This window comes from Streptomyces sp. NPDC051563 (assembly GCF_044454225.1).
Classification (GTDB): domain Bacteria; phylum Actinomycetota; class Actinomycetes; order Streptomycetales; family Streptomycetaceae; genus Streptomyces.
In genome coordinates this window covers 99,576-124,095 of sequence record NZ_JBITDL010000007.1, presented here as the reverse complement: position 1 = coordinate 124,095, position 24,520 = coordinate 99,576, and the positions used below count along the sequence as shown (strand labels likewise).

19 protein-coding genes are annotated in these 24,520 nt (G+C 74.1%); 10 read left to right on the top strand and 9 right to left on the bottom strand.

The window, feature by feature from the left end; all coding sequences use genetic code 11:
* The first annotated feature begins 54 nt into the window (after positions 1-54).
* From ACIA8F_RS10940 to ACIA8F_RS10925, 4 genes are all read left to right on the top strand, one after another.
* Entirely contained in the window at positions 55-1,686 is a 1,632-nt protein-coding gene (locus tag ACIA8F_RS10940) for a DHA2 family efflux MFS transporter permease subunit (protein ID WP_399377978.1), read from the top strand.
* Between the two features lie 114 nt (positions 1,687-1,800).
* Positions 1,801-2,427 (top strand): TetR/AcrR family transcriptional regulator, encoded by a 627-nt coding sequence (locus tag ACIA8F_RS10935; protein ID WP_399377977.1) that lies wholly within the window; start codon positions 1,801-1,803, stop codon positions 2,425-2,427.
* A 40-nt stretch (positions 2,428-2,467) separates the two neighbouring features.
* Positions 2,468-2,902 carry an ester cyclase gene (locus ACIA8F_RS10930; protein ID WP_399377975.1) on the top strand — a complete coding sequence of 145 codons (435 nt, stop codon included), beginning with the start codon at positions 2,468-2,470 and terminating at the stop codon, positions 2,900-2,902.
* 114 nt (positions 2,903-3,016) lie between these two features.
* Positions 3,017-4,318 (top strand): sensor histidine kinase, encoded by a 1,302-nt coding sequence (locus tag ACIA8F_RS10925; protein WP_399377974.1) that lies wholly within the window; start codon positions 3,017-3,019, stop codon positions 4,316-4,318.
* Positions 4,319-4,409: 91 nt separating this feature from the next.
* Here ACIA8F_RS10925 and ACIA8F_RS10920 read toward each other — a convergent pair whose 3' ends face one another.
* The 5 genes from ACIA8F_RS10920 to ACIA8F_RS10900 form a co-directional block, all read right to left on the bottom strand.
* A complete protein-coding gene (locus ACIA8F_RS10920; protein WP_399377972.1) occupies positions 4,410-4,856 on the bottom strand; it encodes a hypothetical protein in 447 nt (148 codons plus the stop codon).
* Between the two features lie 169 nt (positions 4,857-5,025).
* Positions 5,026-7,116, bottom strand: coding sequence for a DUF11 domain-containing protein (locus ACIA8F_RS10915; RefSeq protein WP_399377971.1), 2,091 nt, complete (start codon positions 7,114-7,116; stop codon positions 5,026-5,028).
* An 89-nt stretch (positions 7,117-7,205) separates the two neighbouring features.
* Positions 7,206-9,347: a hypothetical protein gene (locus ACIA8F_RS10910; protein ID WP_399377970.1), complete on the bottom strand. Its 2,142-nt coding sequence runs from the start codon at positions 9,345-9,347 to the stop codon at positions 7,206-7,208.
* Between the two features lie 80 nt (positions 9,348-9,427).
* Positions 9,428-10,789 carry a DUF11 domain-containing protein gene (locus tag ACIA8F_RS10905; RefSeq protein WP_399377969.1) on the bottom strand — a complete coding sequence of 454 codons (1,362 nt, stop codon included), beginning with the start codon at positions 10,787-10,789 and terminating at the stop codon, positions 9,428-9,430.
* A gap of 198 nt (positions 10,790-10,987) precedes the next feature.
* On the bottom strand, positions 10,988-12,373 hold the full coding sequence (locus ACIA8F_RS10900; RefSeq protein WP_399377968.1) for an MFS transporter: 1,386 nt from the start codon (positions 12,371-12,373) through the stop codon (positions 10,988-10,990).
* Between the two features lie 200 nt (positions 12,374-12,573).
* On the opposite strand from ACIA8F_RS10900, the gene ACIA8F_RS10895 reads away from it, so the two are divergent.
* From ACIA8F_RS10895 to ACIA8F_RS10885, 3 genes are all read left to right on the top strand, one after another.
* Positions 12,574-12,933: an ArsR/SmtB family transcription factor gene (locus ACIA8F_RS10895; RefSeq protein WP_399377967.1), complete on the top strand. Its 360-nt coding sequence runs from the start codon at positions 12,574-12,576 to the stop codon at positions 12,931-12,933.
* Between the two features lie 184 nt (positions 12,934-13,117).
* Positions 13,118-13,624 carry an MgtC/SapB family protein gene (locus ACIA8F_RS10890; protein WP_399377966.1) on the top strand — a complete coding sequence of 169 codons (507 nt, stop codon included), beginning with the start codon at positions 13,118-13,120 and terminating at the stop codon, positions 13,622-13,624.
* A 157-nt stretch (positions 13,625-13,781) separates the two neighbouring features.
* Positions 13,782-16,271 (top strand): bifunctional serine/threonine protein kinase/MFS transporter, encoded by a 2,490-nt coding sequence (locus tag ACIA8F_RS10885; protein ID WP_399377965.1) that lies wholly within the window; start codon positions 13,782-13,784, stop codon positions 16,269-16,271.
* A gap of 12 nt (positions 16,272-16,283) precedes the next feature.
* On the opposite strand, the gene ACIA8F_RS10880 is transcribed toward ACIA8F_RS10885, so the two are convergent.
* On the bottom strand, positions 16,284-17,078 hold the full coding sequence (locus tag ACIA8F_RS10880) for a VOC family protein (protein WP_399377964.1): 795 nt from the start codon (positions 17,076-17,078) through the stop codon (positions 16,284-16,286).
* Between the two features lie 185 nt (positions 17,079-17,263).
* Here ACIA8F_RS10880 and ACIA8F_RS10875 point away from each other — a divergent pair, with 185 nt between their 5' ends.
* Positions 17,264-18,124: a sulfurtransferase gene (locus tag ACIA8F_RS10875; RefSeq protein WP_399377963.1), complete on the top strand. Its 861-nt coding sequence runs from the start codon at positions 17,264-17,266 to the stop codon at positions 18,122-18,124.
* 58 nt (positions 18,125-18,182) lie between these two features.
* Here ACIA8F_RS10875 and sepH read toward each other — a convergent pair whose 3' ends face one another.
* Positions 18,183-19,202, bottom strand: coding sequence for a septation protein SepH (gene sepH / locus ACIA8F_RS10870; RefSeq protein ID WP_399377961.1), 1,020 nt, complete (start codon positions 19,200-19,202; stop codon positions 18,183-18,185).
* Positions 19,203-19,740: 538 nt separating this feature from the next.
* Here sepH and ACIA8F_RS10865 point away from each other — a divergent pair.
* A complete protein-coding gene (locus ACIA8F_RS10865; RefSeq protein ID WP_399377960.1) occupies positions 19,741-20,574 on the top strand; it encodes a hypothetical protein in 834 nt (277 codons plus the stop codon).
* 32 nt (positions 20,575-20,606) lie between these two features.
* Here the strand turns inward: ACIA8F_RS10865 and ACIA8F_RS10860 are convergent, their stop codons facing one another.
* Positions 20,607-21,941: a D-arabinono-1,4-lactone oxidase gene (locus ACIA8F_RS10860; protein WP_399377959.1), complete on the bottom strand. Its 1,335-nt coding sequence runs from the start codon at positions 21,939-21,941 to the stop codon at positions 20,607-20,609.
* Positions 21,886-23,148, bottom strand: a complete 1,263-nt coding sequence (locus ACIA8F_RS10855; RefSeq protein ID WP_399377958.1) for an MFS transporter — start codon at positions 23,146-23,148, stop codon at positions 21,886-21,888. Before ACIA8F_RS10855 ends, ACIA8F_RS10860 begins: the two co-directional genes overlap by 56 nt.
* Positions 23,149-23,329: 181 nt before the next feature.
* Between ACIA8F_RS10855 and ACIA8F_RS10850 the strand changes: the two genes are divergently transcribed.
* On the top strand, positions 23,330-24,505 hold the full coding sequence (locus ACIA8F_RS10850; protein ID WP_399377956.1) for a ferrochelatase: 1,176 nt from the start codon (positions 23,330-23,332) through the stop codon (positions 24,503-24,505).
* Positions 24,506-24,520 lie beyond the last annotated feature (15 nt).

Below are 24,520 nucleotides of genomic sequence, written 5' to 3'. Positions count from 1 at the left end.
GGCTCGGCGCTACTCTGAACCCGAACGGTAGTGTTCAACTTAAGGAGTTCCGCCGTGCCTTCCGTGCCGTCCCCGTCACCCGCCGCGGCCCCACCCGGCGCGGCAGGCCATCCGCTGCGCTGGCCGATCCTGGCGGTGCTGTGCCTCAGCCTGCTGATCGTGGGGCTCGACGTCACCGTGGTCAACGTCGCCCTGCCCACGCTCGTCGGCGAACTCGGCGCGTCCACCAGCGAACTGCAGTGGCTGGTGGACATCTACAGCCTGATGGCGGCCGGCCTGATGCTCTTCGCGGGCAGCCTCGCCGACCGGTACGGCCGCAAGCCCGTCTTCCTGTCGGGACTGGTCCTCTTCGCCGGCGCCTCCGCCGTCGCCGCCTTCTCGGACAGCACCGCCCAGCTCATGACCGCCCGCGGGGTGATGGGCGTCGGCGAGGCACTGATCATGCCCGCGACCCTCTCGATCATCGGCACGGTCTTCACCGATCCCGTCGAGCGGATGAAGGCCATCGGGCTCTGGTCCGCCATGATCGGCGTGGGTCTGGCCATGGGGCCGCTGGTCGGCGGCTGGCTGCTCGGCCGGTTCTGGTGGGGCTCGGTCTTCCTCATCAACGTGCCCATCGGCATCATCGCGCTGGCCGCCGCGATCAAGACGGTGCCGAACTCCCGGGCCGCCGTGGCCCGGAGCCTGGACCTGCCGGGCGCGCTGCTCTCCGTACTCGGGGTCGGCACCCTCCTCTGGGCCGTCATCGAGGGCCCGGCCGAGGGCTGGACCAGCGCGAAGGTACTGGCCGGGTTCGCCGTCGCGGCGCTGCTGCTGGCCGGGTTCGTCGTCCGCGAGTGCACCGCGCGCGAACCGATGCTCCCGCTCGGGATCTTCGCCCACCGGCGGCTGGCCATCGGCAACGTCCTGGTCTTCCTGGGCCTGCTGTCGCTCCTCGGGGCGCTGTTCGTGCTGGTCCAGTACCTCCAGTTCGTGCTCGGCTACGACGCCGGCGCCACCGGGCTGCGGATCGCCCCCACCGCGCTGATCATCCTGCTGGCCGCCCCGCTCGCCTCGTTCCTCGGCCAGTACGTGGACACCCGCCGGCTCGCCGCCGCGGGGCTCGCCTTCGCCGCGGTCTCCCTGCTGATCCTCGCCACCACCGGGGACGGCGACGGCTACGGCCGGGCCCTGGCGGCCATGCTCTTCCTCGGCTTCGGCGCGGGCTTCATCATCGGCCCGACCAGCGACGCCATCGTGGGCTCCCTGCCCGAGGACGACCTGGGCGTCGGCTCCGCCACCAACAGCGCGGCCGTGCAGCTGGGTTCCGCGCTCGGGGTCGCCGTACTGGGCAGCCTGCTCGCCGGCACGTACCGCGAGGAGCTGGCGGCCGGCCAGGCCGCCGCCGGTCTGCCGCAATCCGCGCTGCACGCGGCGGGGGACTCCGTGGGTGCGGCCTTCGCGGTCGCCGCCCAGCTGCCGGCCCAGGCGGGGCAAGCACTGGCCGAGGCGGCGCGGTCCGCGTACGTCTCCGGCATGGCGCCCGCGATGTTCACCGGTGCGGGCGTCGCCATCGCCGGCATCGCCGTCGCCCTGTTCCTCTTCCCCCGGGGCAAGGCGGGCGACGGCGCGGCCCCGGCGAAGACCGGGGGACAGCCGGTACGGACGCCCGCGCAGGCACCGGCCCCCGGCCGGGTCGGAGCCTGACCGGGACCCGCCCCGATGCTCCTGCGTGCCGGGCCGTACACCCCCGTCGGCCCGGCACGCAGGGTGAGAAACCGATCTGGCGCACCGCGAAGGAGGTGACATACGCTCCCACCCATGTCCACGCCGTCTCAAAAAGCCCGCCGCGCCCCTGCAGCAGAGCGGGAGGAACCCCGCCGCCGCGCGGATGCCGAGCGGAGCATCGCGGCCATCGTCGCCGCCGCGATCGACTGCTTCCGACAGGACCCCAACGTCAGCCTGACCGCCGTCGCCAGTGCGGCCGGGGTCAGCCGGGTCACGCTGTACGCGCACTTCCCCTCCCGCGAGGCCCTGATCGGCGCGGTACTGGACCACTCCGTCGGACAGGCGGACGCCGCCCTCCAGGCGCAGGGGCTCGACGAGGGCCCGGCGGACGAGGCGTTCTCCCGCCTGGTGCGGTCCGGCTGGCGGATCCTGGAGCGCCACGCCTTCCTGCTCGCCGCCTCCGAAGGGGTCATCACCCCGGCCCGCCGCCGCGCCCACCACGAGAAGGTCCTCGCGCGCGTGGAGCGGGTCCTGGTCCGCGGCCAGGCGGAGGGCGTGTTCCGCACCGACCTCCCGCTCTCCTGGCTGGTCACGACCTTCTACAGCCTGCTGCACGCGGCGAGCGCCGAGACGGACGCCCGCCACCTCAAGGTCAAGGACGTCCCCGACATCCTGGACCGCACGCTCTCGTCCATCCTGCGGGCCGCACCACCCTCCTGACGCTCCGTACGGGGCGTCCCGTACCGAAGCCGGAGCACCCATGCACCGCAACGAAGCACTCGTCCGCACCTGTCTGGCCGCGATCAGCGGGGCCGACGCGGACGGCTGGCTCGCCTGCTACACCGACGACGCCGTCTCCTGGGACGTACCCCTCGACTCCTTCTGGCGCGGACGCGAAGGACTGGAAGCGGGCGTGCGCTCCTGGGTGGCCGCGATACCGGACACCCGGATGGAGATCCGCACCCTCTTCGCGGACGACCGGTCCGGCGCCTGCGAGTGGACCATGTCGGGCACCCTGGAGAGCTCCCTCGACGGACTGCCCCCGCAACTCGCCGCGCTCGCCGAGGGAAAGTCCTTCACCATGCCGGGATCGACCGTCTACCGCTTCTCCGCGGACGGCCGGATCCAGCAGGAGTCCCTGTACTGGGACCTCGCCGGCGTCCTCGGACAGTTCGGGCTGCTGCCTCCCCTGTGACCGTCGGGCGGGAGGGGTGACACGCGGTCGGCCGATCGCTTTTATCCTGATATAGGCCTGCTCGGCGACAATATGGCTGTTCGTCCATTCCAGGGAGCCAGCCAGGAGGCGCACGTGCGGCCCGACCCCAGCGGCCCCTCCGGCCCGCCGTGTCCCGCCGCTGAGGACGCGGCCGAGGGGAGGGGCGGGGCGCGCGGAGCAGCGGTTCCCGGCACCGACCCCGACGACCGGCGGCTGGCCCTGGTCATGCGCGTCACGTTCTTCGTGCTGGTCGGCACGTCGATGGTCCGGTTCGTCCAGCGGCACACCCAGGAGGCCCGCGCCCCCTGGGTGATCGCCCTCGCAGTGGTGCTCGCCGTCCTCTACGCGTTCGGCCCCTCCCTTGCCGTCAAGGCGACGCCCACCGGCCGTGGCCGTACGCCGTGGCCGCCGGCCCCCCTGTCGGCCTGGCTGGGAGCGGTCGTCACGGCGTGGGCCGTCCTCGTCCTCCTCGCGCCCAGCTTCGCCTGGGTCGCGGTTCCCCTCTTCTACTCCGCGCTGCGCACCCTGCCGCCCGTCGCCGCCTACGTCCTCGTCGCGTTCCTCACCCTCTTGGTGATCTTCGCCCAGCTGACGCTGGCCCCCCGCTTCAACCTCGACCTGGTGATCGGACCGGCCGCCGTCGCCGCGCTCACCACCTCGGTCTTCCTCCACATGCAGCGGCAGGCGGCCCGCCAGCACGCCCTCATCGACGACCTGGTCCGCACCCGCCGCGAGCTCGCCGCGACCGAGCGCCGCGAAGGAACCCTCGCCGAACGCCAGCGCCTGTCGATGGAGATCCACGACACGCTCGCCCAGGGCCTGTCCAGCCAGCGGATACTGCTCCAGGCCGCCGAGCGGACCTGGGACGCCGACCCCGCCAAGGCCCGCAGCCACGTCCGGGCCGCCGCGTCCATCGCCGAGCTCAACCTCGCCGAGGCCCGCCGTTTCGTGCACGACCTCGCACCCGCCGACCTCGCCCGCGGCGGCGGCCTCGAAGCCGCCCTGCGGGCCCTCGCGGACCGCGAGTCCGGCGCCGGGCTCACGGTGCGCGTCCACGTCGACGCGGGAGGGCACACCGCTCCGCTGCCCGAACGCGTGCAGTCCGCACTGCTCCGCATCGCCCAGGGCGCGCTGGCCAACGTACGGGAGCACTCCGGCGCCACCACCGCCGCGCTCACGCTCACCCGCCTCGACGACCAGGTCGTCCTCGACGTCGCGGACAACGGACGGGGATTCGACCCCGGCGCCCTCCCCGAGGACCCGTCCGGCCTGCGCGGACACGGGGTCCCGGCGATGCGGGTCCGGATGCGGCAGCTCGGTGGAACCCTGACCGTCGAGTCGGCCCCCGGAGAGGGAGCCGTCCTGACCGCCGCCGTCCCGCTCCCCGCGCCCTGAGGGCGCCGGACGCGGACGGGGCGTCCTTCCCGTCCGTCCCGCCCGGCCGGCTGCCGGTGCGGGGAGGAGGGAAGGACGCCCGGTAGGCCGTTCAGGAGGCGGTGGAGCGGGACGAGGCCCTGTCCGTGCACAGGGCCCAGATGATGAAGACGCCGATGGCGATGGAGATGAGGCCCCAGAGCGGGGTGTAGGGCAGCCACAGGAAGTTGAGGATGATGTCCAGTGCGACGATCACCACGCCCGTGACCTTGGCCCAGGCCGCGCCCTTGAGGATGCCCGCGCCGACGACCACGAGCACGATGCCGAGGACGAGGTGGATCCACCCCCACGCCGTGACGTCGAACTTGAAGGTGTAGTCGCCCACGCTCGCGTAGACGTCGTCGTTCGCGATGCCGACGATGCCCTTCAGGATGCCGAGGACGCCCTCCACGAGCATCAGCACTCCGGCGAACACGGTGCCGCTCGCCGCCCACGGACTCGGCCCGTCGGTGGTGTACCTGCTGTTGGGGGCCCTGCTGGGGGGCGTTGCCTGTGCCACGAGAGGCTCCTTCGTCGGGCGGGACGCCGAGGGTCCTGCGTTGCGCCCAGCGTCGGCGCCCGGGGCGTACGGGGACATTCGAGCGCGGCCGTTCGGGTGAATTCCGGGTACGCCGGAAGGCCGGCCGCGCGGGGTGCGCGGCCGGCCTTCCGTGGGCGGGGGTGCGGGGTCAGGGGGTCGTCTTGCCGACCTCCAGGTCGGCCGTCGGGTCCTTGACCGTGCCCCCGGGCGGGCCGGCGGCCGCGCTCGTGTTGTTCGCGGGCTTGGGGTCGTGGGTGAGGGAGTCGACGGTCGCGGTGTTGCGGATGTCGGATCCGTTCCCGGTGTACTCCGGGTCCAGCTTCACCTTGATCACCCAGGTCATCGAGGCTCCGGGCGCCAGCCGCGGCAGCGCGCCGCAGGTGACGGTCCGCCCCGAGGTGCACGTGGCGTCGCCGGACACGAAGCTCAGCGCGGTCGGCAGCGTGTCGGAGACCGTGATCTGCTCGGCCTGGGAGGGGCCGTTGTTGGTGACGGTCAGGGCGTAGTCGAAGCTCTCGCCCGGGGCCACGGGGGCGGTCTGGACGGCCTTCTTGACGATGGCCAGGTCCGCGGCGGGATCCGTGACGTGCCCGCCGGGCACGGTCGCGGTGCTCTTGTCGTTCCCGCTCGCCGGGTCGATGTTGTCGGCCGTCACCTGGGCGGTGTTCTTCAGGTCGCTGCCGTCTCCCGCGTAGGCGGGATCCACCTTCACGGTGAGCAGGTACTCGACCGTGTCACCGAGCTTGAGCGGGCTGGTGCGCTTGCACGACACCAGGTGTCCGGCGACGGTGCACCCGGCCGGGGAGGACGCCACGTACGAGAGGCCCTCGGGAAGGGCGTCGGTGAGCTTGACGTTGAAGGCGTCGGCCGACGGGCCGTTGTTGGAGACCCGGATGCGGTAGTCGAAGGTCTCGCCCGGCACCGGGGGCTTGGTGCCGACGGCCTCCTTGACCACTTCCAGGTCCGCGGTCGGCTTGTTGACGGTGCTGCCGGGCAGGCCCGCCGGGCTGCTCGTGTTGTTCTCCGGCCTGGGGTCCTTGGTCCGGGAGGTGGCGGTCGCCGTGTTGCGGATGTCGGATCCGTTGCCGGTGTAGTTGCCGTCCAGGCGGACGGTGAACCGCCAGGTCCGGGAGGCCGAGGGCTCCAGTACGGCCACCGGGCCGCAGCTGACCGTACCGTCGGTGACCGAGCAGCCGTCGGGGGAGGAGACGAAGGCGAGCTGCGCGGGCAGCTTGTCGGTGACGGTGGTGCCCAGGGCCCGGGACGGCCCGTCGTTGGTCGCGCTCACCACGTACGCGAAGGTCTGCCCGGGGGCGATCGGGGTGTCGTCGGCCGGCCGCTTGGTCGTCCACACGTCGGCCTGCGGGGCGGTGACCCCGCCCGGCGGCAGCACGGCGTGCGAGGTGTTGTCGGCGGGCTCGGGATCCTTGGACGCGGAGGCCGAGGTCGCCGTGTTGTGCAGGTCGCTGCCGTCACCGGAGTAGGCGGCGTCCAGCTTCACCTTGAAGGTCCACACCACCTCGCCGCCGGGGACGAGCCGGGCCAGCGGACCGCAGGTGACGGTCCGTCCGGACACCGTGCACGGGTCGGCGGAGGACACGAAGGCCAGTGCGACGGGCAGGGCGTCGGTCACCACGACGTTGCGTGCGTCGGAGGGTCCCTTGTTGGTCGTACGGACCTCGTACTCGTACTCCTGGCCCGGCACCGTCGGCCCCGCGCCCAGCGGGGTCTTCACGGTGGCCAGGTCCGACACGGGGTCGAAGGGCCCCGGAGGCAGCACCGGGTCCGGCTTGTTGTTCGCGGGGTCGGGATCGGTGGCCTCGGAGCTGCCCGTGGCGCTGTTGCCGAGGTCGGAACCGTCGCCCTGGTACGAGGGGCTCAGCCGGGCCTGGAAGCTCCAGCTCTTGGTCTCCCCGGCGGAAAGCTGCGGTTCGGGCCCGCACGTGACGGTCTGGCCGACGGCGGTGCAGCCGTCGGAGGAGCCCACGAAGGAGATCCCGGTGGGGAGCCTGTCCGTCGCGGTGACCTTGCGGGCCACCGACGGGCCCTTGTTCTTCGCGGTCAGCGTGTAGGTGATCAGGTCACCGGGGGCCTTGGCCCGCTGTGCCGTCACCTCGATCCTGGGCCCTCCGCCGGTCAGGGCGGCGGCCCCGGGGACCGGTCCGGCCCACAGGGCCGCGGCGCAGAGCAGCGGAGCCAGGGCCCGCACCGCCGGCCGCCGGCCTGGTGTCGTCGTCATCGCGCATCGTTCCGTTTCGTGCGGGAGAGGACCGTACAGGGAGAGCTGTACGGGAGTTCGGGGGGAGGGCGGGCCGCGGGAGGCGGCCGTCAGCCCGCCGTCGCGCGCTTGGCGAGCTCGATGTCGGCCGTCGGTGCGCGCACGCGTCCGCCGGGCACACCGGCGGAGCCGCTGTTGTCGAGCGGGTTCGGATCGGCCGTGTCCGCGCGGGCGGTCGCGGTGTTCCGCAGGCCCGTCCCGTCACCGGTGTGGGCCGGGTCGAGGCGCACGGTGAAGGTCCACGACCGTTCCGCGCCCGGGTCCAGCGTCGCCGCCGTACCGCAGGTGACGTCCCGGCCGACGGCGGTGCAGCCACCGGCCGAGGAGACGAACGCGAGCGCCGCCGGCAGCGGGTCGGCGACCGTGACCTTCCGGGCCACCGACGGGCCGCCGTTGCGTACGGTCACCGTGTACGTGAAGGTCTCCCCGGGCGCCACGGGGGAGCGGGTCTCGACGGCCTTCACCAGCGACAGGTCGGCCTGGGCGGCCGCCACTCCGCCCGGCGGGGCGGCGGCCGCACTGGAGTCGTTCGCGGGCTGCGGATCGGGCAGGGCGTGCCGGACGGACGCGACGTTGCCGAGGTCCGAGCCGTCACCCTGATAGGCGGGGTCCAGCCGTACGCGCAAGGTCCACGAGGCGCTCGACCCGGCGTTCAACTGGTCGCGGACCGGGCAGGACAGCTGCTGTCCCGAGGCCGTGCACCCGTCGGCGGAGGAGACGAACCGCAGCGGCGTAGGAAGGGTGTCGGAGACCCGGACGGCGCTCGTGTGGGAGGGCCCCAGGTTGCGTGCGGTGATCCGGTACGCGAACTCCTGCCCCGGGACCACCGGTCCGGAGCCGGCCCCCTCCTTCTCCGCGGCCACGTCGGCCCGCGCCGTCACCACCGTGGCCGGGGCCGTGGAGCTGTTGTCCGCCGGATTGGTGTCCGTACGGTCCGCCGGGGCGGTCACGGTGGCCGTGTTGGACAGGGTGACGGGCTGGGCCGGGGCCGTGCCGGTGACCGTGTAGGTGACGGAGCCGCCCCGCAGGAAGTCGGCCGTGGTGTTCAGGACGTTGCCGCTGCCGGAGGCCCGCCCGCAGGTTCCGCCGGTGCCGGCCCGGCAGGTCCAGGTCACGTCGGTCAGTCCGGGCACGGTGTCGCGCACGGCGGCGCCGGTGACCTCGTTGGCCTGGCTGTTGGAGACGGCCAGGGTGTAGGTCACCGGTCCGCCGCCCGCGGGCACGCTCGCGGGGGAGCCGGTCTTCGCGATGGTCAGGTCGGCCGGCACGTTGATCCGCAGGGCGTCGATCTCGTGCACGTTGGTCGCCCCGCCGGTGCTGCCGGAGAATCCCACCTTGAGGGTGGCCGGAAGCTTCGGCTGGCCGGTGATGCCCGTGACGTCGAGGTCGGTGACGAGCTTGGTCATGGCCGTGTCGGGGCCGCTGTCGGACCACACCGACAGCAGCATCTTCGTACCGCTGGGCAGCAGGGACACGCGCACCGTGCGCTCCTTGGCGCGGCTGCCGGTCTCCACGGTCTTGCCCGGCCCGTCGGCGGACGTGGCGAAGCGGTACCCGGTCCGGCCGCTGCCGCCGCCGCGCACCACGATCTTGTTGGGCTGGGCGCCCGGGCCGCCGTTGCCGACGGCGCTGGAGGAGAAGTTGCCGAACTCGTCCAGCCCGATGCCGAGGTACGCGCCCGGTACGCCCGCGACGGCGCAGAGGTCCGCCGCGCCGGTGCAGGCGTAGCCGAGGGATCCGCCGGACGGACCGACCCCGTCGGCCGCCGCTCCGTCGGCGAGGTAGAAGGACAGCCCGTCACCGCGCTTGCCCTCGAAGGCGGTTCCCCCGTAGCCGGCGTAGCTGAACTCGGCGAGGATGCCGAGGCTGGAGGGGAAGGAGTCCTTCAGCTTCCAGGTGCCGGCCTGACCGGAGCTCGCGGACGTGAGCCGCAGCCAGCCGCCGCCGTCCGGGTAGCTCGCGTTGCCGCTGGTGCTGCCCAGGTTGGTGGAGCTGTCGAAGGTCTCGTTGACGGGGAAGGCGAGCGCCCGCGGCCGGGGGCCGGCGGCCGGGTCGCCCCCGGCGGCCGGGTCGGCCGGGGCCGCCGGGGCCGCCGTCCCGGGCGTGGCGAAGGCCGCGGGCAGGACCAGCGCCGCCGTGCACAGCAGGGCGGCGGCGGCCCTGCGCCACCGGGCTCTCCGGGGCATCGTCATACCGGAACGTTCCTCGTCTTCTCGCGCTGCGGTGGGGCGTACGGGGGACGTCCGCCGCGGGGTCCGCGGCGAACCGCCGGTCACGGGCGCCGCACCCGGAACGCCGTCCGCAGCGCCGCCCCGGCGGCCACCAGCGCGGTGGAGGTCCACAGCAGCCAGGGCGGGACCGTGGCCCCGGAGTCGGCCAGGTCCCCGCGGCCGCCGTGCTGCTCCCGGCCGCCGTGGTGGTCCTCGTCGCGGCCGTCGTCGCGGCCGTGATGGCCGTCCTCCCGGCCGTCGTGCCCGTCGTGCCCGTCGTGATGCTCTCCGCGCCCTTCGGACACCAGGCACAGCCGGCCGCCGCCCGGCCCCGTGGTCCCCGGCCGGTTGGTGTTGTCCGACAGGTCGGGGTCGAAGCTCGCCGAGGTGACCCGGGCGACGTTCTCGATGGGCGTGCACCGGCCGCCCGGCGGCTGTGCCGCCCGGTCCCCGGTGACGGCGCGCACCGTGATCCGGTACTCCGCCTGCTCGCCGGCCGCCAGGCGGTCCAGCGGCGGACAGACCACCAGCCGCTCCCCGTCCTTCGCGACCGCGCAGTCGTCGGGGGAGGAGAGCAGGACCAGCGAGGCCGGCAGCCGGTCGGTGACCTGGACCTGCCGCGCCGTCGCCGGGCCCTCGTTGCGCACCGTGATCAGGTAGGTGAACTTCTCGCCCGGCCTGACGTGCTCCCGCCCCTTCGCGAGCACCGCGGTCTTCCGGAGCGACAGATCGGCCGTCCGCGCACTGGGCGGAACCTCCAGGCCGGTCAGGGAGGAGGTGTTGTTCCGGGAGTCCGGGTCGGGGGTGGCCGAGTCGACGACTGCTTCGTTGACGATGTCCGTGCCGTCTCCGCCGTAGCCGGCGGCGAGCCGTACGGTGATCACCCACGCGTGCGAGGCGCCCACCGCCAGGGTGGCCAGCGGACCGCACACCGCCGTCCGTCCGCTCGGCGTACAGCCGTCGCGGGACGAGACGAACTCCAGGGAGGGCGGCAGCCGGTCGGTGACGCGCACCTGCCGGGCGGTGGACGGCCCCCGGTTGGTCACCGTGACGACGTAGTCGAAGGTCTCCCGCCCCGCCGGGGCGCCCTCCCGGCTCTCCGGGGCGTCCTGCCCGGCGGTCTCCGCCGGCCGCAGGGTGCCCGACACCGCCAGGTCCGCGCTCTCCGGGAGCCGCGAGGTGCCGGCTCCGGTGGTGCTCTCCCCGGACCCGTCCGCCACCCGTACGGCGTCGCCGTCGGGTCCCGTTCCGGGGGACGGCTGCCCCGTACCGGCGCCGGACGCCACCGGCCCGGCGGAGGCCGGGGCACTCGGGGACCCGGACGGGGCGGCGCCCGGGTCCGCCGGTGCCGGTGCCGATGCGGATGCCGCGGACGGGGCCGCGGAGAGGAAGCAGCAGGCCGCCACCGCGGAGAGCGCGGTCACGGTGCGCCGACGCCGGTACGGGCCACCGGCACGGCTTCTCACGACACGTCGCATCGGCTGCCCTTCGGGGAGGAGACTCGCCCAAGGAGGACCAGTGCGGTGATCTATTCACACAAATACTGAGGAGGGGTGCGTCTCGTTTGTCCGCTTCTGCCTCATGGGTGATCGAATTCAGTCCGTCGGTCGTACGGCGTCGGCTCAGCCGTGTGCGGCGTGCAGTTCGTCCGTGAAGTGGGGGTGGCTGTGCCGCCATCCCGCCCCGGCCCGGCGCGCTCCATGCAGGTGCGGATGCCCGGGAGTCAGCCCCGTGTGCTCGTGCTCGTGTACGTGTACGTGCCCGCGGCCCGTCCGCGCCACCGCGGCGCGCGGCTGCCCGGCACCGGCCGGCCACAGGCGGGCGGCGAGGGCCGCCGCCGCGAGGGCGATCGCGCCCAGGGCGCCCGTCGCCCACCCGAGCCCGGCCCGCGCCCCGACCCAGCCCGCGAGCGGATAGGTCAGCAGCCAGGCGGCGTGGGACAGGGAGAACTGGGCGGCGAACACCGCCGTGCGGTCCCCCTCCGGCGCGGCCCGCCGGAGCACCCGCCCGGCGGGCGTGAGCACCATCGAGCACGCCGCCCCGAACCCGGTCCACGTGACCAGCAGCGCGGGCCGGCGCCAATCGCCCCCGTGCGCCGCGGTGATGACGCCGAGGGCGCCGAACCCCGCCGGCAGCAGCAGGGCGCCGGTCAGCATCACCCGCCGCTCCGGGCGGTTGTCCAGGATCCGCGGCAGGACCAGCGCCACGGACATCGAGCCGGCTCCGTACGCGCCGAGGGCCAGGGCGACCGACTCGGCGGAGAGCCCCAGGACGTCCCGTACGTAGACGACGGAGTTGACCGTGACCACGGCTCCGGCGGCCGCGACCGCCAGGTTCATGGCCAGCAGGGACCGCAGCTGCGGGGTGCGGAGGAACAGCCGCGTCCCCGCGGTGGCCTTGGCGTACGCCCCGGGCCCGGGCCCGGTGGAGGCCCGCGCCCGCCGGGGCAGTACGGCGGACATCACGAGTGCGGAGGAGCCGAGGAACCCGGCCGCGGTACCGAGGAACAGCCGGTCGTAGGAGACCACCGACAGCAGTGCGGCCGCGAGCGCGGGACTGAAGAGGCTCTCCAGGTCGTAGGCGAGCCGCGACAGGGACAGGGCCCGCGTGTAGGCGCGCTCCTCCGGCAGGACCTCGGGGATCAGGGCCTGGAAGGCCGGGGTGAAGGCGGCCGAGGCGGTTTGCAGCAGGAAGATCAGGGCGTAGACCTGCCACACCTGGTCCACGAACGGCAGGAGGAGCGCGACCCCCGCCCGGACCAGGTCGGAGCCGGCCAGCAGGGCCCGGCGCGGCAGCCGGTCGGCCACCGCCGCGACCGCGGGGGCGACGGCCACGTACGCCACCATCTTGATCGCGAGCGCCGTGCCGAGCACCGAACCGGCGTCGGCGCCCGCGAGCTCGTACGCGAGCAGGCCGAGGGCCACGGTGGCCAGGCCCGTGCCGGTCAGGGCGATGACCTGGGCACCGAAGAGGCGGCGGTAGGTACGGTCGCGCAGCACGCTCGGCATGCGGCTCCTCTCCGGGCGGGCCGGTGGCGGGGGGTGCGGTGCGGGGGTGGTCCGGGGCAGCCCCGGGGTGTCCCGGACCACCAATGTATCCACACATGCGCACCTGCGCACATGTCTGAAGGATTACGGCCCCGCACTCACCCCCGCCCTCGCCCCCGCCCTCGCCCCCGCCCTCCCCGGAGCGACCTACCCTGTGGGGTATGCCAGCTCGCGAACCCCAGCCACCTGCACCCGATGCGCACCTACGGGATCCCGACAGGGCGCGCCTCACCGAGGCGACCGAGGTCTTCGCGATGCTGTCGGACGTCACCCGGCTGCACCTGCTGTGGCTGCTTGCCCAGGAGGAGTCGGACGTCGGCTCGCTCGCCGACCGGTGCGACGCGTCGAGGACCGCGGTGAGCCAGCACCTGGCGAAGCTGCGGCTGGCCGGCCTTGTGGACACCCGCCGCGAGGGCCGGCGCATCCACTACAGCCTGCGCGACGGCCATCTGCGCCGGCTCGTCCTGGAGGCCCTCAGCCACGCCGACCACCGGGTCAGCGGAACGGCCCCGCACAACTGACCCCGGCGGCGGCGCGCCCGGCGCCCCGCGCGGCCCCCACGCGTTCTACTGGCACGGACAGCCGGTGGCACGGACAGCCGGTGGCACATGGACAGCCGATGGCACGGACGCCCGGCGGCATGGCACCCGGTGGCCGGACAGGCGTGCCACCGCGCGCGGAGGACTCCGGAAGGGCGGGCGGCCGATGGACTACCGGCAGGGGGACACCTCCACCCTCGTCACGATCGGCCACCTCGCGGTGGCCTTCGTCCTCACCTACGTCCTCGGCCTGGAACGCACCCTGAGGGGGGCCGCCGCAGGCAACCGGACCTTCTCCATGATCGGGGTCGGCGCCGCCCTCGTGGCGGTCCTCGCGCTGGACGGCGCCCCCAACGCCCTCGCGGGAGTCGTCACCGGTGTCGGATTCATCGGGGGCGGCCTGGTCTTCCGGCAGACCCGCACCGAGGGCGATCTCGTCCACGGGGTGACCACCGCCGGAGCCATCTTCGCCGCGGCCGCGATCGGAGCCGCCGCCGGCCAGGGGCGACTCGCCCTGGCCGTGGCGGCGACGGCCTTCGTGATCCTGGCCCTGGAGACCCGCCACATCCCCGGCCTCAGCTTCTTCGACGGCCGCCGCTGGGCCCACCGCTTCCGCAGCGACGCCGACGTCCTGCGCCTGCACGGGGAGCGCAGCCCCAGCGCCGAGGACTGACACCGGCGCGGGACGGCGGGCCCGGTCCCGGAGTCGCGGACCGCGGACCGCCTGGTGAGGGTATGTCGCCATACGGCCGGTTCCGCCGAGTTCGTTGGTTCCATCCATTGCGCCGATGGGCTCCCGTGCGCCGGGCGGCCCCCACTATCCTCAGCGGGTGGATCAGCTGATCGTCGAAGACCCTCCCCGTATCGGCCCGTACCGCCTGATCGCCCGGCTGGGTGCCGGCGGCATGGGTCTGGTCTACCTCGGCCGCTCCGAGGGCGGGCGCACCGTAGCCGTCAAGGTCGTGCAGGCCGAATACGCCGGGAATCCGGAGTTCCGCAGGCGCTTCGCCCGGGAAGTGGCCGCCGCGCGGCGGGTGGGCGGGAGCTGGACCGCGGCCGTGCTCGACGCCGACCCCGAGGCCGCCGTGCCCTGGGTGGCGACCCAGTACATTCCGGGGCCCGACCTGCACACCGTGGTCGCCAAGGACTTCGGGCCGCTGCCCGAGTACTCCGTGCGCACCCTCGCCAACCGGCTGGCCCTCGCCCTGCGGGCGGTCCACGAGGCGGGCCTGATCCACCGTGACCTCAAGCCGTCCAACGTCCTGGTCACCGTCGACGGCCCGCGCGTCATCGACTTCGGCATCGCCCGCGCGATGGACAGCCTCGCCGGGGACAGCCTGCTCACCCACACCGGCATGCTGATCGGATCCGCCGGGTTCATGTCGCCGGAGCAGGTCCGCGGCCTCGAACTCACCCCCGCCAGCGACGTCTTCTGCCTGGGGGCCGTCCTCGTCTACGCCGCCACCGGACGGCTCCTCTTCGGCGCCGGGAGCACCGGCCTGAACGCCCACCTCTTCCGCGTCGCCGAGGAGGAGGCGGACCTGACGGGTGTTCCGGAGAGCCTGGCCGGGCTCGTGGGCGCCTGCCTGCACAAGGATCCGGCCCGGCGGCCCACCCCCGCGCAGGTGGCCGAACGCACGGCCGCCGAGCAGACCGGGGAGTGGCTGCCGGGCACGGTCCTCGCCCAACTCGGCCGCCATGCGGCGCAGTTGCTCGACTTCGCGCCCGCGGCCCGGGAAGAGCCCGCCCCCGAGCGGGCGGATCCCCGGGTGCCCGCGCCCCGGCCCCACCCCCTGCCGCCCGCGTACGCTCCGACGGCCGGGGCGGCCGCGGCGGCCGCTGAAGGGTTCGGACCGCCTCCCGGCCCGGCCACGGGAGCGGCGGCCACGGCTCCTGCGGACGCGGCTCCTGCGGACGCGGCTCCCGCGGTCCCGGAGCCCGCCCGCCCTCCCGCGGCCCCGGCTCCCCGGCCGCGACGGGCCCTCGCGGTGGTCTGCCTCCTCCAGCTGATGCTGGCGCTCGTGGCGGCGGTCTCCGCACTGGCGGCTCCGGCCGTACAGAGCGACCTGGGCGCCGATCACGAGACCCTGAACCTGCTGCTCAGCATCTACTGGGTCGCCTTCGGCGCCCTGCTGCCGCTCGGCGGCCACTTCGCGGACCTCGTCGGACGCAAGCGGGTGCTGATCATCGGTCTGGCCGGTTTCGGTGCGGCATCCGTGTTCGCCGCGCTGGCCCCGGCACCGGGCCTGCTGATCGCTGCCCGTGCGCTGCAGGGAGCCTTCGCGGCGCTGCTGGCCCCGGCGACGCTGTCCCTGCTCGTCACCGGCCACACCGACCCGAGGAAGCGCGGTACGGCCTTCGGGATCTACGTCGCGCTCACGAGCGGCGGCCCGGCCCTCGGGCTGCTCCTGGCCGGCCCCCTCGTCCAGTACCTCGACTGGCGCGCCTGCCTGTTCGCCCTCGTCCCCTTCGTCGTCGTCGGCCTGTTCCTCGTCGCGGCCCTGCCCGGCGAACCCGCGCACCCCGGCGCCCGCTCCGATCCGGCCGGGGCCCTGCTCGGATCCGGCGGACTCGCGCTGGTGCTCTACGGGCTCTTCGGGGTGGGGCAGTCCGCGGCGTTCACTCCCCTGGACACCCTCCTGCTCGCCGCCGGAGCCCTGCTGACCGGCACGTACCTGTGGCGGCTGAGCCGGGGGGCCGGCCGGGCGTCCGCCCGCTACGGCATCACGGTCCGCCACCGGGCGGGCGCCGCCCTGGCCCTGCTCCTGGCCGGCGCCGCCACCCTGATCCTGTCCTCGTACCTGTCCTACTACCTGGCGAACGGGATCGGATACGCCCCGGACCAGGCGGGACTCATGCTCCTCCCGATGGTCGCCGCGATGCTCGTCGGCGCCACCCAGGTGTCCGCCCGGCTGGCCCACCGCGCCGCACCCGGGGTGCCGGCCGCCGCGGGCCTGGTCCTCGTGGCCGTCGGGCTGTTCCTCCTGATCCGCACCGGCGGGGACTACTCCTACGCGGCCGGCGTGCTGCCCGCCACGCTCCTCACCGGCCTCGGCACCGGCACGGCGCTCGGCCCGCTCCTGGCCACCGCGACCACCGGGGCCGCCCTGCGGGGGGCGGGGGCCCTGTCGGCCGCCGCCGTCGCGGCCCAGCAGGTGGGGGAGACCCTCGCCACCCTGCCCCTCGTGCAGTCCGGCTACCCCCACGTCCTGTGGTGGGCCTTCGGCGCGGTCCTGCTCGCGGCGGCGGCCGCGGCGCTGATGATCACCGCCGGGCCCGCCCGCGGGAACTCCGCGGGCGCCCCGGTGCAGGGACGGTAGCCGCCGTCCCGCTCAGCCCCTGCCGCGTACGAGCGTGAACACCGCGCCCTCCGGGTCCGTGACCACCGCGAGCCGGCCGCTCAGGCCCTCGCGCGGCGGCTGCACGACGGCGCCGCCGAGCCGCTGGACCCGGGCGGCGGCCGCATCGGTGTCCTCCACCTCGAAGTACGTCATCCAGTGCGGCCCCCGGTCGTGGGGCAGGGAGCGGCCGACCCCGTGCACGGCCGCCACCGGCCGGTCCCCCAGCGACAGCGTGAGGTAGTCGAATTCGTCGGCGGCATCGCCCGTGCCGGAGTGCGCACGGGCCTCGTGGCCGAAGACGTGCTCGTAGAACTTCCCGACCGTCGAGGTGTCCTGCGTGACCAGCTCGTGCCACACCGGAGTGCCGGGCCCCCCGGCCAGCCGGGTCCCGAGGTGGGACGCCGCCTGCCAGAGCCCGAAGATCGCCCCCAGCGGGTCCGAGCAGATCGCCACCCGTCCCGCGACCCCGGCGTCCAGCGGGCCCACCGCCACCGTGCCGCCGCAGGAGCGGATCGACTCGGCCGTCGCGTCGGCGTCGTCCGTGGCGAGGTACGTGGTCCAGGCCACCGGGAGCTGCCGGTCCGGCGGCAGCTCGCCGATGCCGGCCACCTCCCGGCCGCCGAGCATGGCCCGGACGTACGGGCCGAGCTGCTCGGGGCCGGGCTCGTACTCCCAGCCGAACAGATCGGCGTAGAACTCCTCGGTGGTCCCGAGGCCGTGCACCATCAGGCTCGCCCAGCACGGCGTGCCGGGCGTGCGCCGCGTTGCTTCCGATGCCTCGGTCATGTCAGCCGTCTCCTCCGTCGTCACGCTCCTGACCCTTCCCGGAGCTGATGCTTCCACTCCCTCGGGCCCGGCGCGCCCCGACCGGCCGGGTTTCGCGGGAGCCGCGAGAGATGACCGGATCAGTGCGCCCCGTCGATGTCCGACTTGTTACACGGGGTGCGGAGCGGGGGAGCAAAATGACCCGCATGACTGCGAACCCGCCCCGTTCCCCGCTCGTCTCCGCCGCCGACCTGAAGGAGGAGCTGGCCGGCCCGCTGCCCCCGGTGCTCCTCGACGTCCGCTGGCAGCTCGGCGGCCCGAACCTGCGGCCCGAGTACGAGGCCGGACACCTCCCGAACGCGGTCTACGTCGACCTCGACGCGGAACTGGCAGGCCCGGCGGGCTCCGGCGGCCGCCACCCGCTGCCGGATCCCGAGGAGTTCGGGGCGGTGATGCGGCGGGCCGGCGTCTCGGCGGACGCCCCCGTGGTCGTGTACGACGGCGGCCTGGGCTGGGCGGCGGCACGCGCGTGGTGGCTGTTGCGCTGGACGGGTCACCCGCGGGTGCGGGTCCTGGACGGAGGACTGGCCGCGTGGCAGGCGGGCGGCGGCCCGCTGTCGGCCGAGGTCACCCCGGTGAGCGAGGGTGATTTCAAGCCAAATCCGGGGGCCATCGGACTGCTGGACGCGGACGGGGCGGCGGCACTGGCCCGGACGGGTGTGCTGCTGGACGCACGCGCGGGCGAACGGTACCGGGGCGAGGTCGAACCGATCGACCCGGTCGGCGGCCACATCCCCGGGGCGCTGTCGGCGCCGACCACCGAGAACACGGGAGCCGACGGCCTGCTCCTGGACCGGGACGCCCTGCGGGCCCGCTTCGAAGGCCTGGGCGTGCACGCCGACACCGCCACCCCGGTCGGGGTGTACTGCGGTTCGGGCGTCTCGGGAGCCCACGAGGTCCTGGCCTTGGCGGCCGCGGGCATCCCGGCGGCGCTGTACGCGGGCAGCTGGTCGCAATGGTCCGCGGACCCCACGCGCGAGGTGGCGGTCGGCGAACTGCCCGGCTAGCCGAGAAGAAAAGGGGGCCGTTCCCCGGCGACGGTGTCCGCCGCCGGGGAACGGGCCGCTACTCCTGCTTCTTGCGGCGGGTGCCGAAGACGATCTCGTCCCAGCTCGGCACCGCCGCGCGGCGGCCGGGCCGCACTCCGTCGGCCTCCGCCTGCCGGTCGGTGGTGCCCGTCAGCCGGTCCCGGTGTCCCGCCACGGTGCGCGGCATCAGGACGTCGGCGTACGCGGAACCCGCACCGGCCGACGCCGAGGCGGCGGCGGGCGGCTCCTCCACCTCCGGCTCGCTCACCGGCTCGGGGACCACCAGGTCCCCGCGGAAGCTCGGTACCGCCTCCAGCAGGGCCGTCAGCGTGTCCCGCTCTTCCTCGGGCTCCGGCTCCGGCGGGGGAGGGGGCGCGGTCGGCCGCTCCATCTGGCGGTCGAGCGCGCGGTCCAGCGGCCGGTCGCGGGGCAGCCGCGCGATCCTCGGCACGAACGGGAAGCTCGGCTCCGGGGTCGCCGGCAGGTCGTCCGACTCGCCGATCAGCGAGCGGGCCTCGTCGTCCACGGCCACGACCAGCCGGCGCGGCGGGTCGTACGTCCAGCTCGCCGAGTGCGGTTCGCCCGCGACCCGGTACACCAGGAGGACCTCCCAGGTGCCGTCGTCGCGGCGCCAGGAGTCCCACTGGACGGATTCCTTCTCGGCCCCGCGCAGCGAGAGCCTCTCCTGCACGGCCTCGCCGAGCTGGGGTCCGGTGTTCTCGCCGGGCCGGCGCACGGGGGTCTTGCGGGCCCGCTCCGCCATGAACGCGCGCTCGGCGAGCACGGGGCCCTCGAAGCGGCGCACGCGGTCGACGGGGATGCCCGCCAGCTGGGCGACCTCCTCCGCGGAGGCACCGGCTCGTATGCGGGCCTGGATGTCGCGGGGGCGGAGGTGGCTCTCCACCTCGATCTCGATCTGGTTCAGGCGCGCACGGTCGTTGCGCACGGCAGCCCGGAGACGCTCGTCGATCGGAAGCGTGTACTCCGTGCTGTCCGCAGCCTTGAGCACCAGTCGTGTGCCGTCATTTGAGACGGCCACGACACGCAGTTCGGGCATGGGGACCTCCCGGGTGGTGCCTGCCGACGTCACGTGCGTCGCTGCTTCCGCTAGTCGAGTGTGGCCTGCCCGGGTGCAGCCTGCCACTACCTTGCCGAGTTAAACCGGCGTGTCGGGCATGCGCCCTTGATCGCTGTTATGGCACGGTTACCTGTTGGGTACGCACAGTGACCGAACGATTACTGTGCGCAGCAGGATCCCGAGCAATACCGCGGCATCGCCGGTCTCGAGTGCCGTTTTTCCATCAGCCGGCCCCCTCTCCCGAGTCCGGACATCCGAAAGGAAGGACGGCCCCAGGGCTCGCCACAGTACTCCATTCGGGCCACCTGGGTGGACCGCCGCGCCGCCGAACTTGTCCCGGACGGCGGGAGTTGGGCTGCCCTGGATCGGGTCCCCATCGGGGCGGACCTGCGTGTGCGCCCGATTTCGGGTGTCTTGCTTCACAGAATCTCCGGAAACGGAACTATCCGTTTCGCTGACGTGTCAGTAACGGGAGAAGGCGTTGGAGCGCGAGGGGCAGGACACGCAGGGGATGGCGATGGGTCAGAAGACGGTGCTGGACGTGCGGCCGGAGCAGGAGAAGGAGAAGAAGAAGCTCGATCTGAGTGCCGCTCAGGTCGCGGGCTCCTCCCTCGCCACGGTCGCGGCGGCCCTGCTGGCCTCGAAGATGGGCGTCTACGGGACCATCCTCGGCGCCGGCGTGGTGAGCGTGGTGGCCACCGCGGGCGGACCCGTCATCCAGCACTTCTTCCGCCGCACCGGCGACCAGATCCGCGAGACGGCCCGGCCGAGGGCCCGTCAGGTCCCGGTGGAGGTTCCCGGGTCCGCCCCCGCGGGGAGGGCCCCGGACGGCACGATGCTGCTGGGCACCGTATCCGGCGGAGGCCCGCTGCCCGACGAGGAGTTCGGCGCGGGCACGGTCCACGGCACCCGGATGCGGGGCTGGAAGCGCACGGCCGTGGCCTCCGGCGCGGCCTTCGCCATAGCGCTCGGCGGCCTGGGGACCTACGAGGCGGTCGCCGGCACCTCGGTGAGCGCGGACGGCAAGACGCTCCTCACCGGCGGCGTCGGCACGGCCCGCGACCACAAGCCGGAGCGGCCCGAGGCCCCGTCGGGCACCGGCACGGGCGGGAAGGGCGGGAAGACCCCGGACACCGGGACCTCCCCGAACCCCTCGCACTCGAAGGGCGGCCCGAGCCCCGAGCCCGACCCGGACACCTCGCCGTCCGCCGACCCCTCCTCCAGCCCCAGCCCGACCCCGCCGAAGCCCGACCCTTCGCCGGACACCACGCCCCCGAAGTCCCCTTCGCCGAGCAGCCCGCCCCCGAAGTCCCCGACGCCGGGCACCGGCCAGGGGTCGCCGACCCCCTGAGGCCCGGCCCCCTGAGGCCCGGCCGCCCGGGCTCAGTCGCCCAGTACGCGCCGCAGGTAGTCGTTGCCGAAGACCCGGTCCGGGTCGAGCCGGTCGCGGAGCGCGGTGAACTCCCCGAAGCGCGGGTACACCCGGGCGAAGTACTCCGCGTCCCGCGTGTGCACCTTGCCCCAGTGCGGCCGCCCGCCGTACTCGGTGAAGATCCGCTCGGCGGCCGTGAAGTAGGCCTGGTACGGGGTGCCCTTGTACATGTGCACCGCGATGTACGCGCTCTCCCGGTCCGAGGCCGTCGACAGGGTGATGTCGTCCGCCGGAGCCGTGCGCACCTCCACCGGGAAGCTGATCCGCAGGCCGGAGCGGTCCACCATGGCCTTCAGCTCCCGCAGCGCCTCCACGGCCCGCTCGCGCGGAAGGGCGTACTCCATCTCCACGAACCGCACCCGGCGCGGGCTGGTGAACACCTTGTACGGGATGTCCGTGTAGGTGCGCGCGGACAGGGCGCGGCTCGCGATCCGGGCGATGGAGGGGATGGCCGCCGGGACGGCGCGGCCGAAGGAGTTGACGGCCTGGAAGAGGCCGTTGGACAGCAGCTCGTCCTCGACCCAGGCGGAGACGGCTCCGGGCGGGGCGGCCGGTCCCTGGCTGCGGTTGTTGCGCTTGGTGTTGCAGTTGCCGGTGTGCGGGAACCAGTAGAACTCGAAGTGCTCGTTCTCCGCGTGGTGCTGGTCGAACTCGGCCGTCACCCGGTCGAAGCTCATGGGCTCCTCACGGGCGGTCAGGAAGAAGAGCGGTTCGACGGCGAAGGTGAGCGAGGTGACCACGCCGAGCGCGCCGATGCCCAGCCGGGCCGCCGCGAAGACCTCGGGATGCTCCTTCTCGGAGCAGGTCAGCAGCTCGCCGTCGGCCGTGACCAGCTCCAGGCCGCGTATCTGGGCGGCGATGGAGGCCGAGTCGCGGCCGGTTCCGTGGGTGCCGGTGCTGGTGGCGCCCGAGACCGTCTGCTCCATGATGTCGCCCATGTTGGTGAGCGACAGACCCTCCTTGGCGAGGGCCAGGTTGAGGTCCTTGAGGACCGTGCCCGCCGCCACGGTGACGGTACCCGCTTCGCGGTCGATCGCCCGGATCCCGGCCAGGGCCTGGGGGCGGATCAGTACGCCGTCCGTCGCGGCGGCCGCGGTGAAGGAGTGGCCGGTGCCGACCGCCTTCACCTTCAGCCCGTCCGCGGCGGCCCGGCGGACCGCCTCCCGGAGCTCCCCGACCGATGCCGGGGTGACCACGCGCGCGGGCGTGGCGCTGATGTTGCCCGCCCAGTTATGCCACGCGGCGGTCCGTGTCCCGCTGCTGCCTGCTGTCCCCGTCGTCGCCATCGTTGGAAGGCTCCTCCCCTTGCGCCGGCCTCGTCAGCCGGCGGTAACCCGCGAACGCAACCGCCGCCGCGGCGGCCCCCGCCGAGATGGAGACGACGTACCCGGTCCTCGCGCCGGCGGCGTCGATGACCCAGCCGGCCACGGAGGACCCGAGCGCGACCCCGACCGCGAGCCCGGTGCCCGTCCAGGTCATCCCCTCGGTCAGCTTCGCGCGTGGTACGTGCGCCTCGATCAGGGCCATCGTGGTGATCATCGTGGGAGCGATGGCGAGGCCCGAGACGAAGAGCGCCACGGCCAGAAACGGAAGGTTCCCGGCCAGTAGGAGGGGGATCATACTCACGGCCATCGCACATATGCCCAGCACCCACCTGGGTTCGGCCCTGCCCTTGAGGTGCAGCAGGCCGAAGACGATGCCGGCGAGGCAGGATCCGACGGCCCAGATCGCGAGGATGAAGCTGGCCCAGGCCTTGTGCCCCTGCTCCTCGGCGAAGGCCAGCGTGACCACGTCGATGGAGCCGAAGATGGCCCCGGTGGCCACGAAGGTGGCCACCAGCACCTGGAGTCCGGGGGAGCGCAGCGCCGAGGTCCGGTCGGCGTCCGCGCCGCGCGGGTGCGGGACGGGCTCGGTGGCGCGCTGCGCGGTCAGCCACCACACGCCCACGATCAGGCAGACCCCGGCGACCAGCGGGCCCGCCTCGGGGAACCAGGTGGTGGAGAGCCCGATGGCGAGGATCGGCCCGAAGATGAAGCAGACCTCGTCCAGGACGGACTCCAGGGAGTACGCCGTGTGCAGTTCGCGCGGCGAGTCCCGGTAGATGGCCGTCCACCGGGCCCGGATCATCGCGCCCACGCTGGGCACGCAGCCGGCCAGCGCGGTGAAGAGGAACAGGGTCCAATCGGGCGTGTGGTTGGCCGCGCACAGCAGCAGCCCGGAGATGGCCAGCACCGCGAGCAGGCTCGCCGGGCGCAGGACGCGGCGCTGGCCGTACTGGTCGACCAGGCGGGAGACCTGCGGACCGATGAAGGCGGCGGAGAGCGCGAGGGTGGCGGTGAGGGCGCCGGCCAGCGAGTACCGGCCGGTGAGCTCGGAGATCATCGTCAGGATGCCGATGCCGACCATGGAGAGCGGCAGCCGGCCTATGAGGCCGGCCGCGCTGAAGCCCCGGCTCCCGGGGGCGGCGAAGATCGCGCGGTAGGGACTGGGCAAGGTGCCCTCCGTAAGGGACGTCATTGGCCCATACAGGTTACGGCCGCGCACAAGCCGCCCGCTCGGGGAGGAACCGGACGGCGGCCGGGGTGCCCTCCGGCCCGGGCCGGACGGCCCCGCGCGGGTCCCGCCCTCCGGTCCTGTTTTCCGCCCGGCGGGCTCGGGTGGCAGGATTCGAGGCATGTCTGACCAGCTCCGCGCCACCGCCGCCGGCTCGGCCGAAGGCCCCGCCGCCCCTTACGACGCCCTCCTGCTGCTGTCCTTCGGCGGCCCCGAGGGGCCCGACGACGTCGTGCCGTTCCTGGAGAACGTCACGCGAGGCCGGGGCATCCCGCGCGAGCGGCTGAAGGAGGTCGGGCAGCACTACTTCGGCTTCGGCGGGATCAGTCCGATCAACGGGCAGAACCGTGAGCTGCTGGACGCGCTGCGCAAGGACTTCGCCGGGCACGGGCTGGACCTGCCGGTGTACTGGGGCAACCGCAACTGGGCTCCGTACCTGGACGACGTGATGCGTGAGATGGCCGCCGACGGGCACCGCCGCATCGCGGTGCTCGCGACCAGCGCGTACGCCTCGTACTCGGGCTGCCGGCAGTACCGCGAGAACCTCGCGGACGCGCTCGCCCTGCTCGTCGAAGAGGGCGTGGCCGAGGCCGATCTGCCCCGGGTCGACAAGCTGCGGCACTACTTCAACCACCCCGGCTTCGTGCAGCCCATGATCGACGGGGTGCTCGCCTCGCTGGCCTCGCTCCCCGAGGAGGTCCGTGCCGGGGCGCACCTGGCCTTCACCACGCACTCCATCCCGAACGCGGCCGCGGACACCTCCGGCCCGGCCGGGGAGCACACCTCCGGCGGCGAGGGCGGCGCCTACGTCAAACAGCACCTGGACGTCGCCAAGCTGATCGCCGACGCGGTCCGGGCCGAGACCGGTACCGAGCTGCCCTGGGAGCTCGTCTACCAGTCGCGCAGCGGGGCCCCGCACATCCCGTGGCTGGAGCCGGACATCTGCGACCACCTGGAGGCCCTGCACGCGGCGGGCGCCCCGGCGGTGGTCATGGTGCCCATCGGCTTCGTCTCGGACCACATGGAGGTGCTCTACGACCTCGACACGGAGGCGACGGCGAAGGCCGCCGAGCTGGGGCTGCCCGTCGCCCGCTCGGCCACCGTCGGCGCCGACCCGCGGTTCGCGGCGGCGGTACGGGACCTCGTGCTGGAGCGGGCCGCGGCGGAACGCGGGGAGGCCGTGGAGCGGTGCGCGCTCGGGCTGCTCGGGGCGAGCCACGATCTGTGCGCGGTGGGCTGCTGCCCGGCCCGCGGGCCCCGGCCGGCGGCCGCGGGCGCGGACAGCCCGTACGCGTAGGGCCGCGCAGTGACA

What these genes read in the sequence shown, in the direction of transcription:
- ACIA8F_RS10935 (WP_399377977.1), top strand. Translation starts at nt 1,801, where the DNA reads ATGTCCACGCCGTCTCAAAAAGCCCGCCGCGCCCCTGCAGCAGAGCGG.
- ACIA8F_RS10930 (WP_399377975.1), top strand. Translation starts at nt 2,468, where the DNA reads ATGCACCGCAACGAAGCACTCGTCCGCACCTGTCTGGCCGCGATCAGC.
- ACIA8F_RS10915 (WP_399377971.1), bottom strand. Translation starts at nt 7,116, where the DNA reads ATGACGACGACACCAGGCCGGCGGCCGGCGGTGCGGGCCCTGGCTCCG.
- ACIA8F_RS10910 (WP_399377970.1), bottom strand. Translation starts at nt 9,347, where the DNA reads ATGACGATGCCCCGGAGAGCCCGGTGGCGCAGGGCCGCCGCCGCCCTG.
- ACIA8F_RS10900 (WP_399377968.1), bottom strand. Translation starts at nt 12,373, where the DNA reads ATGCCGAGCGTGCTGCGCGACCGTACCTACCGCCGCCTCTTCGGTGCC.
- ACIA8F_RS10895 (WP_399377967.1), top strand. Translation starts at nt 12,574, where the DNA reads ATGCCAGCTCGCGAACCCCAGCCACCTGCACCCGATGCGCACCTACGG.
- ACIA8F_RS10890 (WP_399377966.1), top strand. Translation starts at nt 13,118, where the DNA reads ATGGACTACCGGCAGGGGGACACCTCCACCCTCGTCACGATCGGCCAC.
- ACIA8F_RS10880 (WP_399377964.1), bottom strand. Translation starts at nt 17,078, where the DNA reads ATGACCGAGGCATCGGAAGCAACGCGGCGCACGCCCGGCACGCCGTGC.
- ACIA8F_RS10875 (WP_399377963.1), top strand. Translation starts at nt 17,264, where the DNA reads ATGACTGCGAACCCGCCCCGTTCCCCGCTCGTCTCCGCCGCCGACCTG.
- sepH (WP_399377961.1), bottom strand. Translation starts at nt 19,202, where the DNA reads ATGCCCGAACTGCGTGTCGTGGCCGTCTCAAATGACGGCACACGACTG.
- ACIA8F_RS10865 (WP_399377960.1), top strand. Translation starts at nt 19,741, where the DNA reads ATGGGTCAGAAGACGGTGCTGGACGTGCGGCCGGAGCAGGAGAAGGAG.
- ACIA8F_RS10860 (WP_399377959.1), bottom strand. Translation starts at nt 21,941, where the DNA reads ATGGCGACGACGGGGACAGCAGGCAGCAGCGGGACACGGACCGCCGCG.
- ACIA8F_RS10850 (WP_399377956.1), top strand. Translation starts at nt 23,330, where the DNA reads ATGTCTGACCAGCTCCGCGCCACCGCCGCCGGCTCGGCCGAAGGCCCC.